Raw genomic sequence first — 16616 nt, forward strand, 5'->3', positions numbered from 1 at the left:
CGCCCCCGTCAAAGCCGGAGCGGCCGGAGCTGGCGCGCGGCAGCGGCAGGTCTGCCGCCAATCGATGTCATCAGGATTTGAGCGACATTATCAGGCCGGTGGCTGGCGAGACCCGGCCTTCCAGCATGTCGTGATAAGCTGCCTTGATGGCCGCCGGCCCGTGATGGTCCTCGATGGCGAGCCAGTCCTCGACCGACCCCGTCAGCTCGTCCCAGACGCCGGCGAAACGTTGTTCCAGGCCGCCCGGCCCCCAATCGCCGTGGCGCTTGGCGATCTGCTCCGGCGCGAAGAAGAATTTCGGCCGCGCCCCCGGCAGGTCCATGCGTTTGGCGAGCCCTTCCCAATGGGTGCCGCCGACCCGGCAGGAATAGGTCAGCCGTTCGCCGAAATGCTGGTGCACCTTGGTCAGCACCGCGGCGCTGCCGGCCATGTCGACATAGACGCTCGGCACCGCCGGATCGAGGCCGTCGATCGCGTCATAGGTCACCACCCGGTCGAAATAGCCGACCGTCTCGACAAAGGCCCGGTTGGCCGGCGAGGTCAGGCCGATCACCGTGACGCCGGCGGCCGCCAGCCGCTTCAGGCAGAAGGCCAGGCCGAGCGAGGTCTTCGACGAGGCGCTCGACACCAGCACCTGGCGCGCACCGAAAAAGCCGTTGTCGTCGAGGAAATCGGCGATCAGGAACGAGGTGACGACCAGCGGCTTGAGGATCATCTGGACGCTCTCACCGGTCCTCGAATAGGCCGGGTCGGCGGCGACACGCTCGTAGCTGTTATAGACCGCCGGCAGGGCCTTGCGGTGTTCGCTGACATCGATGAAGCGGCGGGGCGTCAGCCGCCCGGGCTCGACCACCAGATGTGACGACATCGGGAAATAGCCGTAGATCCGTTCGCCCACCGCCAGGCCCTCGACGCCCGAGGCGACGACATCGGCGAAACCCCAGACCGGAATGCGGCCGAAGCCTTCGGCCGCCGGGAAGAAGTCCCAATAGGACATCTGGTCGCCGAAGGCGGCATAGGTGATGTTGTTGGCGGTCAGGGCGAAATGATCCAGCGCCAGCACGGCCTTGCCGCTGGCAACCGCCGCCGCGGCGTCGATCGGCACCGTCTCGACCCGCGACTGGCGCAGGTCGTTGCGGTTCACCTCGAAATTCACGGACTTCAATGCCACGGCGCCGTCGGTCATCGCTGGTCTCCCGTTCATCCCACGCCGTGCTCGAGGCTCAACTGTCGGCGGCGCTGATGTCAGCGATGTGTCAATACACGATACAAGGCCGGTATCGCCAGATGGTTGAAGCGCTGCGGCGTTTGGCGGCACCAGCACCCGGCGCTAATGCACCGCTACCCGCTGCAGGATCGCGTCGATGTCGGCGCCTTGCGGCAGGATGCCGTAGGAACGCCCACCCTCATGGGCAATGCGGGTGGCGATGAAGGCATCGGCCACCGCGCGCGGTGTGTGTCGCATCAGCAGCGAGGCCTGCAGCGCCAGCGCCATGCGCTCGGCATAGTGGCGCGCCTGGGCCTCCTGGGGAACGCCCTTCAGCCCGGCCTGGAGCTCGTCGACATAACGGTCGAGCCGCGAATCGACGCCGCGCGACAAGGCCAGTTCCTGGGCATAGGCCTCGCGCGCCGCCGGTTCCTTCATCAGCGTCCGCAGGATGTCGAGCGCGATGACATTGCCCGAGCCCTCCCAGATCGCATTGAGCGGCGCCTCGCGGTAGAGCCGCGGCAACGGGCTTTCCTCGACATAACCGGCCCCGCCATGGCACTCCATGCACTCGTAGACGAAGTTTGGATTGCGCTTGGTCAGCCAATATTTGCCGACCGCCACGGCCAGCCGGGCAAAGGCCTTTTCGGTCTCGGTTTCGCCGGAAAAAGCCCGCGCCACCCGCATGGTCAGCGCCACCGCTGCTTCATATTCCAGCGCGAGATCGGCGATCACCGCCCGCATCACCGGCTGATCGATCAGCGTCTTCTGGAAGGCGCGGCGGTGGCTGACATGATGCTGGGCCTGGGCCAGCGCCATGCGCATGATGCCGAGCGTGCCGGCCATGGTGTCCAGCCGGGTGTGATGCACCATGTCGATGATGACGGGAACGCCGCGCCCCTCCTCGCCCAGCAGCATGGCATAGGTGTCGTGATATTCGATCTCGCTCGACGCGTTCGACTTGTTGCCGAGCTTGTCCTTCAGCCGCATCACATGCAGCGAATTGCGCTCGCCGTCGGGCAGGATGCGCGGCACCAGGAAGCAGGACAGCCCACGCTCGGTATTGGCGAGCGTCAGGAAGCCGTCACACATCGGCGCCGAGCAGAACCATTTGTGGCCGACCAGCCGATAGGCCTCGCCGTCGCGGCTGGCCCGCGTGGTATTGGCGCGCACGTCGCTGCCGCCCTGTTTTTCGGTCATCGCCATGCCAACCGTGATGCCGGCCTTCTCGCCGATCGGCTTCAGCGGCGCGTCATAGCGGCCGTCGATGATCTTCGACAGCCATGGCCCGGTGACGTCGGGCTGGTGGCGCAGCGCCGGCACGCTCGCATAGGTCATGCTGATCGGGCACATCGTGCCCTGCTCGGCCTCGGTGAAGAGTGCGAGCGACGCGGCATGGGCGACATGGCTGCCCGGCCGGTCCTCGGCCCAGGCGATGGAATGGATGCGGTGGCGCATCGCGATCTCCATCAGCCGGTGATAGGCCGGATGGAAACGCACCTCGTCGAGCCGGCGGCCATAACGGTCGAACACGGTCAGTTCGGGCGGAAAGCGATTGGCCTCCTCGCCGAGCGCCAGGACCTCTTCCGAGCCCATCTCGGCGCCCAGAGCCGACAAGGGCTGCTCGACCCAGTCGCCGCCCTCGCGGCGGGTGGCTTCGTGCAGCACCGGATCCGACAGGAACAGGTTTCGGCCACCGAATTCCGGTGGCTGATTGGTCACATCATGGGTGATCAGGTGGGTTGCGGGCGCGTGGCGGGGCATAGCCGGTCTCTCCGCATTCTCGATGACAAGAAGTTTGCCACGGAAAATCGACGGCGACCATGGGTTGAAACTTGCGCGAGATGCCGGCCTGCCGTGCAACCGCCACACGCCGGCGCGGATCGCATGCGTCAGGGCAAACGGTGGCGCCAGGCAATGGCGCCACCGGGACAATATCGCGCCTGGGCCTTAGCGGCTTTGCGCCTGCTGCGACACGAAGGCGTCGAACGGCAGTTCGGCGACACGGAACCAGACCTGTTCCTTCTTCCAATAGGGCAGCCAGGAATCGTAGAACTTCTTGAAGTTCGGGTTCGAGGCGGCGAGCTCGCCATAGAGCGCCTGGGCCTCCTTGAAGGCTGCCTGCATCACGTCCTGCGGGAAGCCGCGCAGTTCCGCGCCATTGGCGACCAGCCGGAACAGCGCGTCCGGGTTCTGGTTGTCATATTTGGCGATGCTCAGCAGCAGGGTCTCGGCGCAGGCCGCCTCCAGCACCGCCTTATAGGCCGCCGGCAGCCCGTTCCACTTCTCCATGTTGATGAAGAACGAGACGTTGGCGCAGCCTTCCCACCAGCCGGGGTAATAGTAATATTTCGCCACCTTCTGGAAGCCGAGCTTCTCGTCGTCATGCGGGCCGGAGAACTCGGCCGCGTCGATCGTGCCGCGCTCCAGCGCCGGATAGATGTCGCCGCCGCCGATCTGCTGCGGCACAACGCCGAGCCGCGCCAGGATGGTGCCGCCGAGGCCGGCGATGCGGAACTTCAAGCCGCGGAGATCGGCGACCGACTTGATCTCCTTGCGGAACCAGCCACCCATCTGCGCGCCGGTATTGCCCGACGGGATGACGTGCACATTGTAGGACTTCATGAAGTCGCGGACGAGTTCGAGGCCGCCGCCCTGATGCAGCCAGGCATTCTGCTGGCGGGTGTTCAGGCCAAAAGGCATCGAGGTGTCGAAGGCAAAGGCCGGGTCCTTGCCGATATAGAAGCTCGACAGCGTGTGGCTGCACTCCACCGTGCCGTTCTGCACGGCATCCAGCGCCTGCAGCGCCGGCACGATTTCGCCGGCCGCGAAGGTCTGGATCTGGAACTGGTTGTCGGTCGCCTCGGCGACGCGCTTGGCCAGATGCGTGCTCAGGCCATAGAGCGTGTCGAGGCTCTTCGGATAGCTGGAGGTCAGGCGCCAGGTGACCTTCGGCAGCGACTGGGCGATGGCCGGCGTCGCGACGGCTGCGACGGCACCGGTGGCGAGACCGGAAGCCTTGATGAATTTGCGGCGGTCCATGGGAGTTCCTCTTGGCGAATTCTTGTGGTGGCGCCGGCGCCTTGCCGGCCGTCAGGCCGGACCGGCACGGGCGCCGCCACGAAAGGGCGGAACCTATCCCGATCGTCGTCCCCGTTGAACTGCCTAATCGTCGCGGCTGCCCGGCGGGCGGACCAACCCTGTCACGGCGCCCGCGGCAGAACCGTAGGAGGACGGCTGGCTCCGTCGAAATGAATTCGGCCGATAGCCAGCATCGACCTAGTCGATGCCGGCGCCGGTCGCCCCGTTCGATGTCAGGGACGCCTGCAGATGGTCGTTGAGCGCACGCGCGGCGGCGCTCGGCCGGCCGGGGGCCAGATGCAGGGCGATCTCCGAGGCCGGCAGCGACGGCAGGCCGGCCTCGGGGCCGATCAGGCGCAATCCCGGGCGGGCGGTGCCGGCCTTGACCACAGTCACGGCCACGCCCGAGACGGCCATCGCCTCGACCGCGCCGATGCTCGAGCTGCTGAACAGGATGCGCCAGGGCAGGCCGGCGGCGTTGAGCGCGTCGAGCGCCCATTCCCGATACATGTTCGGAGCCTTGAGCAGGGCGAGCGGCAGCGGCGCGATGGTCGGCGTGTCGTGCCGATCGGAACAGGCCCATGAGGTGCGTTCGGTCCGCAACACGTCGCCGCGACCGTCGCCGGCCTTCTGTGTCGCCAGCACGAGATCGAAGCCGCTGCCGAGATCATTGAGCAGATCGCGGGTGAAGCCGGTGGTCACTTCCAGTTCGACCTCGGGATGCGAGCGCACGAACCGCGCCAAGGTGTCCGGCAGCACGATCGTCGCGTAATCGTCCATGACCGCGAGGCGCACGGTGCCGCTGACGCGCTTGGCGTTGACCACGTCCAGCGCCTCGTCATGGAGTGCGACGATACGCCGGGCATAGGCCAGGAAGTCTTCGCCGATGCGCGTCAGCTGCACCTCATGGGGCGAGCGTTGCAGCAAGGTCTGCCCGGCCAGCTCCTCGAGCCGCCGGATCTGCGTGCTGATCGTCGACTGGGTTCTGAACAGCGCCGCGGCCGCGCGCGTGAAGCTGCGCAATTCGGCAATGGTGACAAAACATCTCAAGAGATCGATATCGATGTTGCGCAGCATGGTCGCCCGCCCGTAACGGCAGGCCGCCTCCCGCGAGCGGCCGCGCCGCCGCCAGGATCGAGCCAAGCAGGCGGCGCCGCAAGCCCCGGATCCCCAGCGTCAAGACCCGATCGCGCCATGATCGATTCCATGGATGATCGTGATGATGACTTTCGATTTCGTGGCGGACCCGGCCGGCCCTAGCGTCGCCGCCAGCCATTGCCGCGACGCCTGGCCCGTCGAAAAGGACCGATCCGATGCCGCCCTTGAGATCCAATACCACCACGCAGGGCCGCGAGCGCGCCGGGGCGCGCGCCCTGTGGCGCGCCACAGGGCTCAAGGACGACGATTTCGGCAAGCCGATCGTCGCGATCGCCAATTCTTACACCCAGTTCGTTCCCGGCCACGTCCATCTGAAGGATGTCGGCGACATCGTCGCAGCCGAAATCTGGGCCGCCGGCGGCGTGCCGCGCGAGTTCCACACCATCGCGGTCGATGACGGCATCGCCAATGGTCACGGCGGCATGCTCTACAGCCTGCCGTCGCGCGAGATCATCGCGGACAGCATCGAATATATGGTCAATGCCCATTGCGCCGACGCACTGGTCTGCATCTCGAACTGCGACAAGATCACGCCGGGCATGCTGCTCGCCGCCATGCGGCTGAACATCCCGACCATCTTCGTCTCGGGCGGCCCGATGGAATCCGGGCGGACGTCCGACGCGCCGGCGGCGCCGCGGCTCGATCTGATCGCCTCGATCCGACACGGTGCCGATCCCCAGACCTCGGACGCGGCGCTCGCCGCGATCGAGCGCGCCGCCTGCCCGACCTGCGGCTCCTGCTCCGGCATGTTCACCGCCAATTCGATGAACTGCCTGACCGAAGCGCTCGGCCTGGCGCTGCCCGGCAACGGCACCTTGCTCGCGACGCACAGGTTGCGGCGTGACCTGTTCACCGAGGCCGGACGCACGATCGTCGCTCTGGCCAGACGCTGGTATCAGCACGACGACGAGCGTGCCTTGCCGCGCGGCATCGCAACCGCTGCAGCCTTCGCCAATGCGATGACACTGGACATCGCCATGGGTGGTTCGACCAACACGATCCTGCATTTGCTGGCCGCAGCGCAGGAGGGCGGCATCGCCTTCGATCTCGCGACGATCGATCGGCTGTCGCGCCGCGTACCCAATCTCTGCAAAGTGTCCCCGGCGACCGATCGCTACTTCATCGAGGACGTCCACCGGGCTGGCGGCATCATGGCGATCCTTGCCGAACTCGACCGCGCCGGCCTGCTCGACCGGACCACGGCGACCGTGCACACGAGCTCTCTGGGCGAGGCGATCGATGCCTGGGACATCCTCGGAGCCAGCGCGGCGCCGGTTTCCGACTTCTACCGCGCCGCGCCCGGCGGCGTCAGGACGATCGTGCCCTTCGGCCAGGACAAACGTTATGCCGATCTCGACCGCGACCGCGCAGGTGGCTGCATTCGCGATGGGGCCCATGCCTATAGCCGCGACGGCGGGCTGGCCGTCTTGCACGGCAACCTCGCGGCGCAAGGCGCGGTGATCAAGACGGCGGCCGTCTCGGTGGAAATGCTGGCGTTCGAAGGTCCCGCCCGGGTGTTCGAATCCCAGGAGGCGGCGGTGGACGGCATCCTGGGCGGGCGCGTCAAGGCCGGCGATGTCGTGGTGATCCGCTACGAGGGACCGCGTGGCGGGCCGGGCATGCAGGAAATGCTGCATCCGACGACCTTCCTCAAGTCCATGCGGCTCGACCGGCATTGCGCGCTGGTCACCGACGGTCGCTTCTCCGGCGGCTCGGGCGGCCTGTCGATCGGCCACGTCTCGCCGGAGGCCGCAGGTGGTGGGCTGATCGGATTGGTCGAGGACGGCGACCTGATCGCCATCGACATCCCGGGGCGCTCCATCACGCTGAAGGTCGACGCGGCGATCTTGGAGAAGCGCCACGCGGCGATGGAAGACTTGGGCGATGCGGGCTGGCGACCCAGGGCGCGCATACGCCTCGTCTCCCGTGCATTGGAGGCCTATGCGGCCACGGTTTCCAGCGCGAGCCAGGGCGCCGTTCGAACCATCGCCGCCGGCCCTGGGAAGACGAAAGCCAAAAGTGTTCCGGAAACAGCCGTTGGCGCGCGCGCGCTGGAAACCCTCACCTGAACAGGCGGAGAGCGGCTGCCCCCGCCGCGGGCCGCCGCCGTCATGGCCTTCGCGACAGCGGACGTGGCCGGTATACCCTGCGCCGCCCTCAGTGCATCCGCTCGACGGCGAGCGCGGTGGCCTCGCCGCCGCCGATGCACAGGCTGGCAACGCCGCGCTTCAGGCCCTGGCGCTCCAGCGCATGCAGCAGCGTCACCACGATGCGCGCGCCGGAAGCGCCGATCGGATGGCCGAGCGCGCAGGCGCCGCCGTTCACATTGACCCGGTCATGGCCGATGTCGAGGTCGCGCATCGCCGCCATCACCACCACGGCGAAGGCCTCGTTGATCTCGAACAGGTCGACATCGCGTCCCGACCAGCCGATCCGTTCCAGGAGTTTTCCGATGGCGCCGATCGGCGCGGTGGTGAACCAGGCCGGATCCTGCGAATGGGTGGCATGGCCGACAATGCGGGCGACCGGCGCCAGGCCGCGCCGCTCGGCCTCGGAGGCACGCATCAAGGTGAGCGCCGCCGCCCCGTCGGCATTGGCGCTGGAGCTTGCCGCGGTCACCGTGCCGCCGGCCCGGAAGGCGGGCTTCAGCGTCGGGATCTTCGCCGGGTCGAGCTTGCGGGGATGTTCGTCCCGGGCAAAGACCGTGTCGCCGGTCTTGCCGCCCGGCACCGTCACCGCGACGGTTTCCGTGTCGAAGGCACCGGTCTCGACCGCCGCCTTGGCCCGCCTGAGGGTCTCGATCGCATAGGCGTCCTGGGCGTCGCGAGTGAACTGATAACGCTCGGCGGTATCCTCACCGAAAGTGCCCATGGCCCGGCCGCCCTCATAGGCGTCCTCCAGTCCGTCCAGCATCATGTGATCGATCAGGCGGTCATGGCCGGCGCCATAGCCGCCGCGCGCCTTGGCGAGCAGATAGGGCGCGCCCGACATGCTCTCCATGCCGCCCGCCACCACGATGTCGGCCGAACCCGCCGTGATCAGGTCGCGGCCGAGCATCAGCGCCTTCATGCCGGAACCGCAGACCTTGTTGATGGTTGTGGCGCCGACCGCGTCGGGCAGGCCGGCATGCCGCGCCGCCTGGCGGGCCGGAGCCTGGCCCTGGCCGGCGGGCAGCACGCAGCCCATCAACACTTCGCCGACCTGGTCGGACGCGATGCCCGCCCGTTCGACCGCGGCCTGAATGACCCGCGCGCCGAGCTGCGGCGCCGGCACGGCGGCGAGGTCGCCGCGAAACCGGCCGAGCGGAGTACGGACAGCCGAAACAATCACCACGGGATCTGAAGCGGACATGGTCGGGCTCCTCTTTATATGATCATTGACATATAATATGATAACCCTCATTCCATCAAGGCCGGACGAGCCGGCCGAACGGGGGAGCCGCCATGCGTTATGCCAAGGGACGTCGCGAAGAGACCCGCCAGCGCGTGCTCGACGTGGCCTCCCGGCGCTTCCGCAAGGACGGCATCGAGGCGGCTGGCGTTGCCGGCCTGATGGCCGATGCCGGCCTCACCCATGGCGGCTTCTATGCCCATTTCGCCTCGAAGGAAGCGCTGGTCCAGGACGCCGTCGCGACCGCCCTGACCGCCACCCGCGCCCATCTGACGAACGCAGTCGAGACTGCCCGCGCCGCTGGCGGCGACGGCCTCGAAGCGATCGTCGCGACCTATCTGCGCCCGGTTCATCGCGACCGTCCCGACGTCGGCTGCGCGGTGGCGAGCCTCGCCGCGGAGCTTGCCCGCCACCCGGCGGAGACCCGTCTCGTCCTGACCGATCAGGTCGCCGCGATCATAACGATCATCAAGGCCGCATTGCCGGAGGAGTTCGCCGGCGACGCAGCCGACGCCGCAGCCATGGCGATCTTTTCGACCATGGTCGGCGCCCTGCAATTGGCGCGCGCGGTGACCGACCCCGGTCTCTCGGATCGCTTCCTCGCCGCCGGCCGCGAGGCTGCCTTGCGGCTCGGCCGACGGCCGCGGCGCTGAGGCCCTTCCCCGCCGCGCCAAGACGGGAACCACGGCGGTCGCGAAAGCAATGACCTCCGAGGTCATCGCTTCGCGTCATGAACTCTGTGAAAAGCTCCGTCTCACCGCCACGGAGCAATCTCATGGCCGTTACCTACACCACCGTCATCACGCTCAAGCCCGGCGCGGCGGCCGCCTTCATGGCGCTGCTGACCCCGGTGCTCGACGCCATGCGTCATGAGGCGACCTTCATCAACGCCGTCCTGCACCAGGACGGCGGCGACCCCGATCGTTTCATGCTGTACGAAACCTGGGCCAACCCTCGAGATCTCGAGGAGGTCCAGATGGGACGCGCCTATCGCACCGCCTGTTGGCAAGGCTTGCCGGAGCTTTTGCGCGAGCCGCGCGAGGTCGCGGCCTGGCAGCCGCTGCGGACCGACTTCAGAACGGCGATCGAACCCGCCGGGTAAAGGATTTGGACATCCTGCCGAACGAGCCCCGATACTGACATCCCGCGCTGCAACACATTATCAATGCCCCCAGGGAATGATGCGGCCGCTTTGCATGACCTGGCCTGGAGCGGGCGGGTCCAGGACCGGAGGCTCATGGCCATGGGGTTGAAGGATCTGCTGGCGCCTCCGGGGCGGCGGATGACGGTGACGGCAGTCGCCATCCTTCTGGCCGGTCTGGCCGCGACCTTCGCCGCCCAGGCGATCGCCGAGCGCTGGATCGCCACCGACATGCAGCGTCGTTTCGCCGCCGATGCGGCCGACACCAGCGCGGCGATCGGCGAACGGCTGCGGACCCATGCCGAGGTGCTGGTCAGCATGCAGGGGCTCTACGCCTCGATCGGCCGTATCGATCGCGCCCAGTTCCGCCGCTATGTCGACGTGCTGGACCTGGCGCGCCGCTATCCCGGTTTCCAGGCCTTGCAGTCGCTGCGCTACGTCACGCCGGACAACCTGGACGCCTTCATGGCCGAGGTCAGGAGCGACACCAGCGTCGATCCGCGCGGCCAGCCGGATTTCACCGTCCAGCCGCCGGGCCAGCGCTCCAGCTATAACGTCGTCGAATTCGTCGAACCGCTGCGCGGCAACGAGAACGCGTTCGGTTTCGATGCCGGCGCCAATCCGGTCCAGCTGGACTCGCTGCGCCGGGCCGCAGAGACTGGCCGGATCGTCGCGACACCACCGGTCCGGCTGGTGCAGGACACGTCCGGCGGCCAGGGTTTCATCCTGCGCGCGCCGATCTATCGTGTCGGCGAGCCGGCCCAGACCGCCCTGCAGCGGACCGCGGCGCTGCGTGGCTTCGTCGCCACCGTCTATCGCATGAACGAACTGATGCGCGGGGTGCTGGATGTCCGCACCTTGCAGCACATGCATATCCGCGTCGTCGACCGCGGTTATGCCAAGGCGACGCCGGAAGGCGTGATGACCAGCGAGCCGGAGGACGAAAGCGGTCTGGCGACCCTGATGTATGACAGCCTGGAAGCCAATCTCAGGCTGGTCACCCCGGTCGCCTCGTCGCCGCTCGGCATTGCCGCCGAACGGTCGCTGGTGGTCGGCGAAAGGGTCTGGCGCGTGCTGTTCACCGCCCGCCCCGGCTCGACCTACGAGCTCGATCACGCAGTGCCGAATCTCGTCTTCGGCAGCGGCCTGGTCATTAGCCTGCTGATCACCCTGCTGTCGCTCATCGTCATGCGGTCGCGGCGGCTGTCCGGCAGTCTCAGCGCGCTCAATGCCGAACAACGGGCCCTGGTCGACAATCCGCTGGCCGGCATTCTCTTCACCAGGGGACACCGGATCCTGCGCGGCAACCGGCGCATCGCCGAATTGTGCGGCCGCGGCGTCGACGACCTCCCGGGCAGCGACATCGCCACGCTGGTCGCAAGCCCCGCCGATGGCGATGCCTTCGGCACGGCGTTGACCCGGATCCGCGACACCGCGATGGCGGCAGAAGTCGAATTGCATATCCGCCACAAGGACGGCGCGACGCTCCTGGTCGACGCCTATGGCAAGCCGCTGACCTCGGGCGGCCGCAACGGCCCCGGCGAGATCTTGTGGGTCATCCAGGACAAGACCGATGCCCTGCTGGTCGAGGCCGAGCGGCGTGACCATGCCCGCGAGTTGCAGGACGCCAACCAGCGCCTCACCGCCTCCTTGCATGCCTCCGAGACCCGCACCCGCGAGATCGCACTTTTGACCGAGCTCAGCAGCCTGCTGCAGTCCTGCCAGCGCCTCGACGAGATCTTCGCGGCGGTGCAGAGTTATGCCGGTCATCTCTTCCCGGCCGAAGCCGGCGCGCTCTATCTGTTCAACGACGCCCGCGACGCGGTTCAGCGCGGCGCCCATTGGGGCGCGCTGAAAGCCGACGTCGCCGCCTTCCATCCGGAGGCCTGCTGGGCACTGCGGCGCGGCCGCACCTTCCCTGTCTCGGAGGCCAGCCAGGGTCTGACCTGCAGCCATGCCGCGGCCTGTTGCGCGACACCGGGGTCGGCTTTCGTCTGCCAGCCGCTGATTGCGCAAAACAACCTGCTCGGCCTGCTTTATCGCGAAATGCCGGAAACCGCCGGAGCGACGGCCGCCGGCGCCTCCGCCAACCAGCTCGCCACCATGCTCGCCGAGCAGGTGTCGCTGGCGATCGCCAATCTCGAGCTGCGCGAGCAATTGCGCAGCCAGGCGATCCGCGACCCGCTGACCGGCCTGCACAATCGGCGCTTTCTCCAGGAGGCCCTGACCCGCGAGATCGGCCGCAGCAGCCGCAGCGGCAAACCGCTGTCGCTCGCCATTCTCGACATCGACCACTTCAAGCGTGTCAATGACAGCCACAGCCACGAGGCCGGCGACGCGGTGCTGCGCGACATCGGCAGGATTCTCTACGAGACGGTCCGCAAGACCGATATCGTCGGCCGCTACGGCGGCGAGGAGTTCCTGCTGCTGCTGCCGGGCGTCGGTCTCGGCGCCGCCGAGCAGCGCGCCAACCAGGTGCTGGACGCCGTGCGCCGGATGCGCGTCACCTGGTCGGGCGGCACGCTTGATGGCATCACCGCCTCGATCGGACTGGCGGTCATGCCGCTGCATGTCGAAAACGGCGATGAATTGCTGGCGGCCGCCGACATCGCGCTCTACCGGGCCAAGGCCCAGGGCCGGAACCGGGTGGTGGTCACCGACAGGCGCGCCGGCGCGCCGCAGCCGGTTTCGACCGAGCTCAAGCCTGTCCCCGGTTCGGTCAAGGCGACCGGCTAGGGCGCGGGCAGTCAGCCCAGCAGCGAGCGATACAAGGCCAGATAGCGATCGGCCATGTGGTCGACCGTGAAACGCGCGGCGACCGCCGCCCGGCAGGCGGCGCGGTCGATGTCGCCGATGCGGCCGATTGCGGCCACGGCGGCATCCATGCTGTCGACCAGAAAGCCGGTCACGCCATGGTCGATCAGCTCGGGCATTGATCCGCGGTTGGTGGCGATGACAGGCGTGCCGCAGGCGAGCGCCTCGACCACCGACAGCCCGAACGGCTCGTCGAAATTGATCAGGTGCAGCAGCGCGCGGGCCGAACCGAGCGCCTGGGTGCGGGCTGCGCCGCCGAGCGCGCCGCGATAGACCACCGTTTGCCCGTCCAGCGCGGGCGTGACCTTGGCATCATGATAGGCCTGATCCTGGATGATGCCGGCCATCACCAGCCGCCGGCCGGCACGCCGCGACGCCTGGATCGCCTCGGCCGCGCCCTTGTCCGGATGGATGCGTCCGAAGAACAAGAGTTCGTCGCTGCCTCGCGGGTCGAAGGGAAAATCCGCCAGCGGGATGCCGTGATGGATGGTTGCGGCATAACGCAGGTCCGGATGGCGATCGGCGTCGCTGATCGCGACATAATGGACACGATCGTCATAGGCCTTGAAGGCCGGCAGGATGCGCTCCGAGGAGAAGCCGTGGATGGTCGTCATCACGGGCGTCTCGACCAGCCGCGAGAACACCAGCGGCACGAAATCGGCCTGGTTGTGAATGAGATCGAACTCATCGGCGCGCTCGAAGACATGGGCGACATGGAGCATCTCCCATACCTTGGCGTCGATGCCGGGATCCTCGGAATAGGCGGCCGGCGCCACGCCGGCGAGCTTGCCGGCCGTCCGGCTGTCCATCGTGGCGAACAGGGTGACATCGACGCCACGGGCCACCAGCGCCTCGGTCAACAGGCTGGTCACCAGTTCCCACGGGCCGTAGTGGCGCGGTGGGGTGCGCCAGGAGATCGGCGCCAGCATGGCAATCCGCATGGGCTCGTCCCTTCCCTGGTGGTCGTCAGACCCGGAGAACCACGCCCTCGTCGGCGCGCAACGACAGCGCGCCGCCCTGAGGGAGCGCTGCTCCGGCCAGCGTGGACACCAGCGGCCGGCCGTCGCACGCCCAGGCCGGCAGCTCCAGGCATTGCGGCCGATCTCCGAGATTGAGCGCCACGACCAGCCGCTCCGCGCCGAGCTGGCGGACATAGGCGAGCACGTCGCCGTCAGCCTCCAGCAGCGCGAAGCTGCCCACCGCCAGGGCCGGATGCTCGCGCCTGATCGCCAGCAGTTGACGATAAAGCGTCAGGATCGACTGGGGCTCCGGCATCATCCTGGCGACATTGCGCGCCGGCCAGTCGCCATGGAGCGGCAGCCAGGGCCTTCCCGCCGTGAAGCCGGCCTGGGCGCTCGCGTCCCATGGCATCGGCGTGCGCACCGGATCACGGCCGAGGCCGAGCCCGGGTTCGCGCTTTTCGCGCGGGTCCTGAACCCGGTCCGGCGGGATCGCGACGTCGCTGAGACCTAGCTCGTCGCCATAATAGAGCGTCGGCGTGCCGCGCAGCGTCAGCAGCAACATGGCCGCGACGCGCGCCTGGGCCTGTCCACGCCTGGTGGCGACGCGCGGCCGGTCGTGATTGCCGAGCACCCAGTTCGGCCAGCCGCCCGACGGCAGCGCCGCCTCGTAGCCGGCGATCAGGGCCCCAAGCGAACGCGCCTGCCACGGCGCGTCGACGAGCTGGAAATTGAATGGCAGATGCACCTCCGGCCGGTCCTGCCCGTAATAATCCATCAGCCGCTCGACCGGCAGATAGATCTCGCCGATCAGCACACGCTCGCCCTGCCCCGCCGCGCCATAACCATCGGCGACGGCGCGCATGCCGGCGGCGATCTGATGCACCTCCGGCTGGTCGGTGGAATGAAGCTGCAGCACCCGGTGCATCTCGCCCATGCCGGGCCGATAGTCGGGATTCACTGGATTGTCCGGGAAGTCCGCCGCCTTGACCATGTGCCACAGCACGTCGATGCGGAAGCCGTCGACGCCGCGGTCGAACCAGAAGCGCAAAGCTTCGTCCATCACCGACCGGACCGCCGGATTGCGCCAGTTGAGGTCGGCCTGTTCCTTCAGGAAGGCGTGGTAATAATACTGGCCGGTGGTCTCGTCCAAGGTCCAGGCCGAACCGCCGAAATCGCTGATCCAGTTGTTGGGCGGGCCGCCGGCGGCTGCGGCATCGCGCCAGATGTACCAGTCGCGTTTCGGATCGGTGCGCGAGCTGCGGCTGGCGACGAACCAGGGGTGTTGATCGGACGTATGATTGGGCACGAAGTCGAGCACGACCTTGAGCCCCAGCCCATGGGCCTTGGCCAGCAGGTCGTCGAAATCGGCGAGCGTGCCGAAGCGTGGGTCGATGCCGCAATAGTCGGCGACGTCATAACCGAAATCGGCCATGGGCGAGGGGTAGATGGGCGAGATCCACAGAGCGTCGACGCCGAGCTCCGCGAGATAGCCGAGCCGCTGCGCAATGCCCTTGAGGTCACCGATGCCGTCGCCGTCGCTGTCCTGAAAGGAGCGCGGATAGATCTGGTAGATCACCCCCGATTGCCACCAGGACGCGGTCATGAGCAATCCGCCGCGGCCCGCGACATCGGGCGGACGATCAGGTGGCCGGTCTCTCGTCCCATCACACCTGCACTCCTAGCCCGGCCGGCGAAAGCTCGGTCATCGGCCGAAACGGCCGCCGTCATCGGCGCGGTCGCGTCATTGACCGCTGTAGCACGTGCATCGGGCAACAGGCGGATTGAATGGTCGCTGGCCCGCTTGATGCCGGCTCAGGGTTTCGCTATGACACGCCGCCCATCGCATGGAGACGCCTGTGATTGTCCTCAACTTGTACATCGCCGCCGCGATGGCCGTTCAGGTCGCGTCGTCCTGAGGACCCTTGCGTCCTGACGTGAAATCTCGCCCCTGGGCCATTTCGGCAGCGACCTCCAGCACTCGAACCAGCCGGATTGCGAGTCCCGTCCAAGCGCCGCACAGGCGTCTGCCGAGAACCACCATGACCATCGACAACCGCACGGCCATGAGCCGTGTCTCTGCTTGTCTTCGCGCCACCATGAACTGCGGAAGCAATGTCTTTCGCCTCTCGCCCTTCACCGTCATGGTCGATGAGGCGAGCGCCGATCCGTTCCGCAGCTACGCGATACCGGACGACGGAGCCGAGCCGAATGCCGATGGCATTGCAGCCCTCGTCGCCCTGTTCGCGGCGAAAGACCGCACGCCCAGGCTCGAATATATCCCGGACCTGGCGCCGGCCGTTCTGCCTTGTCTCGAAACGGCGGGCTTCAGGGTCGAGCGCTACCTGCCCCTGATGACCTGCTCGCCGACAAGCCTCCTGCCGCCGCCTGATCTTGCCGGCGTCGATTGGCTGATCGTCGACGACGTCGCCGACCTCGCGGCCGCGGCGCGGGTTCAGAACGAAGCCTATGGCCTCGTCGAGACCCTCGCTGCCGACGTCGAGCGCCTGCGTCATGTCGTCGCCAAGGGTGGCGCGGTCGCGCTCGCACGTGCGGCCGGCGACGGCGAACCTCTGGGTTCCGGCCTCTATTCGCCGCCCCATGGCGGTGTCGCCGAGATCGCGGCGATCGGCGTGCGTCCGGCCGCCAGGCGACGGGGCATCGGCGGCGGCGTCACAGCCTTGCTGGCGCGACGCGCCATGGACAAGGGCGTCGCTTTCCCGTTCCTGATGGCAGCCGAGGACGACGATGCCTGGCGAACCTACCAGCGGATCGGCTTCACCGATTGCGGCACGATGCTGCACATCTCGCGCTGAGCTGGGGCTGGCGTCCCGGTGCCATGCACCGGGGCGCCAAAAATGGCTTG

At 67.7% G+C, this 16616-nt stretch carries 12 protein-coding genes; 5 read left to right on the top strand and 7 right to left on the bottom strand.

The window, feature by feature from the left end; genetic code table 11:
• Positions 1 to 70: 70 nt before the first annotated feature.
• The 4 genes from E8M01_RS06395 to E8M01_RS06410 all read right to left on the bottom strand — a co-directional run bounded on the left by E8M01_RS06395 (position 71) and on the right by E8M01_RS06410 (position 5365).
• Complete coding sequence (locus E8M01_RS06395; protein WP_215908860.1) at positions 71 to 1186, bottom strand: DUF2855 family protein; 1116 nt, start codon at positions 1184 to 1186, stop codon at positions 71 to 73.
• 144 nt (positions 1187 to 1330) lie between these two features.
• Positions 1331 to 2971, bottom strand: coding sequence for an isovaleryl-CoA dehydrogenase (locus E8M01_RS06400; RefSeq protein WP_136959366.1), 1641 nt, complete (start codon positions 2969 to 2971; stop codon positions 1331 to 1333).
• 186 nt (positions 2972 to 3157) lie between these two features.
• The gene (locus E8M01_RS06405) at positions 3158 to 4249 is read right to left on the bottom strand and encodes a TRAP transporter substrate-binding protein (protein ID WP_136959367.1); all 1092 of its coding nucleotides are present in this window, start codon (positions 4247 to 4249) and stop codon (positions 3158 to 3160) included.
• Positions 4250 to 4486: 237 nt separating this feature from the next.
• Entirely contained in the window at positions 4487 to 5365 is an 879-nt protein-coding gene (locus tag E8M01_RS06410; RefSeq protein WP_136959368.1) for a LysR substrate-binding domain-containing protein, read from the bottom strand.
• A gap of 236 nt (positions 5366 to 5601) precedes the next feature.
• Here E8M01_RS06410 and ilvD point away from each other — a divergent pair, with 236 nt between their 5' ends.
• Positions 5602 to 7515, top strand: a complete 1914-nt coding sequence (gene ilvD / locus E8M01_RS06415; protein ID WP_136959369.1) for a dihydroxy-acid dehydratase — start codon at positions 5602 to 5604, stop codon at positions 7513 to 7515.
• Between the two features lie 88 nt (positions 7516 to 7603).
• On the opposite strand, the gene E8M01_RS06420 is transcribed toward ilvD, so the two are convergent.
• On the bottom strand, positions 7604 to 8797 hold the full coding sequence (locus tag E8M01_RS06420; RefSeq protein ID WP_136959370.1) for an acetyl-CoA C-acyltransferase: 1194 nt from the start codon (positions 8795 to 8797) through the stop codon (positions 7604 to 7606).
• Positions 8798 to 8889: 92 nt separating this feature from the next.
• Between E8M01_RS06420 and E8M01_RS06425 the strand changes: the two genes are divergently transcribed.
• The 3 genes from E8M01_RS06425 (at position 8890) to E8M01_RS06435 (ending at position 12713) form a co-directional block, all read left to right on the top strand.
• Positions 8890 to 9489 (top strand): TetR/AcrR family transcriptional regulator, encoded by a 600-nt coding sequence (locus E8M01_RS06425; RefSeq protein WP_136959371.1) that lies wholly within the window; start codon positions 8890 to 8892, stop codon positions 9487 to 9489.
• Between the two features lie 122 nt (positions 9490 to 9611).
• Complete coding sequence (locus tag E8M01_RS06430; protein WP_136959372.1) at positions 9612 to 9938, top strand: putative quinol monooxygenase; 327 nt, start codon at positions 9612 to 9614, stop codon at positions 9936 to 9938.
• A 141-nt stretch (positions 9939 to 10079) separates the two neighbouring features.
• Entirely contained in the window at positions 10080 to 12713 is a 2634-nt protein-coding gene (locus E8M01_RS06435) for a sensor domain-containing diguanylate cyclase (RefSeq protein ID WP_136959373.1), read from the top strand.
• A gap of 11 nt (positions 12714 to 12724) precedes the next feature.
• Here E8M01_RS06435 and E8M01_RS06440 read toward each other — a convergent pair whose 3' ends face one another.
• Together E8M01_RS06440 and E8M01_RS06445 are read right to left on the bottom strand one after the other, a co-directional pair.
• On the bottom strand, positions 12725 to 13732 hold the full coding sequence (locus E8M01_RS06440) for a glycosyltransferase family 4 protein (RefSeq protein WP_136959374.1): 1008 nt from the start codon (positions 13730 to 13732) through the stop codon (positions 12725 to 12727).
• A 25-nt stretch (positions 13733 to 13757) separates the two neighbouring features.
• Positions 13758 to 15356, bottom strand: coding sequence for an alpha-amylase family glycosyl hydrolase (locus tag E8M01_RS06445; protein WP_136959375.1), 1599 nt, complete (start codon positions 15354 to 15356; stop codon positions 13758 to 13760).
• Between the two features lie 436 nt (positions 15357 to 15792).
• On the opposite strand from E8M01_RS06445, the gene E8M01_RS06450 reads away from it, so the two are divergent.
• A complete protein-coding gene (locus tag E8M01_RS06450; protein ID WP_136959376.1) occupies positions 15793 to 16566 on the top strand; it encodes a GNAT family N-acetyltransferase in 774 nt (257 codons plus the stop codon).
• Positions 16567 to 16616 lie beyond the last annotated feature (50 nt).

Source organism: Phreatobacter stygius (assembly GCF_005144885.1).
Taxonomy (GTDB): domain Bacteria; phylum Pseudomonadota; class Alphaproteobacteria; order Rhizobiales; family Phreatobacteraceae; genus Phreatobacter; species Phreatobacter stygius.

What these genes read in the sequence shown, in the direction of transcription:
- E8M01_RS06395 (WP_215908860.1), bottom strand. Translation starts at nt 1,186, where the DNA reads ATGACCGACGGCGCCGTGGCATTGAAGTCCGTGAATTTCGAGGTGAAC.
- E8M01_RS06400 (WP_136959366.1), bottom strand. Translation starts at nt 2,971, where the DNA reads ATGCCCCGCCACGCGCCCGCAACCCACCTGATCACCCATGATGTGACC.
- E8M01_RS06405 (WP_136959367.1), bottom strand. Translation starts at nt 4,249, where the DNA reads ATGGACCGCCGCAAATTCATCAAGGCTTCCGGTCTCGCCACCGGTGCC.
- E8M01_RS06410 (WP_136959368.1), bottom strand. Translation starts at nt 5,365, where the DNA reads ATGCTGCGCAACATCGATATCGATCTCTTGAGATGTTTTGTCACCATT.
- ilvD (WP_136959369.1), top strand. Translation starts at nt 5,602, where the DNA reads ATGCCGCCCTTGAGATCCAATACCACCACGCAGGGCCGCGAGCGCGCC.
- E8M01_RS06420 (WP_136959370.1), bottom strand. Translation starts at nt 8,797, where the DNA reads ATGTCCGCTTCAGATCCCGTGGTGATTGTTTCGGCTGTCCGTACTCCG.
- E8M01_RS06425 (WP_136959371.1), top strand. Translation starts at nt 8,890, where the DNA reads ATGCGTTATGCCAAGGGACGTCGCGAAGAGACCCGCCAGCGCGTGCTC.
- E8M01_RS06430 (WP_136959372.1), top strand. Translation starts at nt 9,612, where the DNA reads ATGGCCGTTACCTACACCACCGTCATCACGCTCAAGCCCGGCGCGGCG.
- E8M01_RS06435 (WP_136959373.1), top strand. Translation starts at nt 10,080, where the DNA reads ATGGGGTTGAAGGATCTGCTGGCGCCTCCGGGGCGGCGGATGACGGTG.
- E8M01_RS06440 (WP_136959374.1), bottom strand. Translation starts at nt 13,732, where the DNA reads ATGCGGATTGCCATGCTGGCGCCGATCTCCTGGCGCACCCCACCGCGC.
- E8M01_RS06445 (WP_136959375.1), bottom strand. Translation starts at nt 15,356, where the DNA reads ATGACCGCGTCCTGGTGGCAATCGGGGGTGATCTACCAGATCTATCCG.
- E8M01_RS06450 (WP_136959376.1), top strand. Translation starts at nt 15,793, where the DNA reads ATGACCATCGACAACCGCACGGCCATGAGCCGTGTCTCTGCTTGTCTT.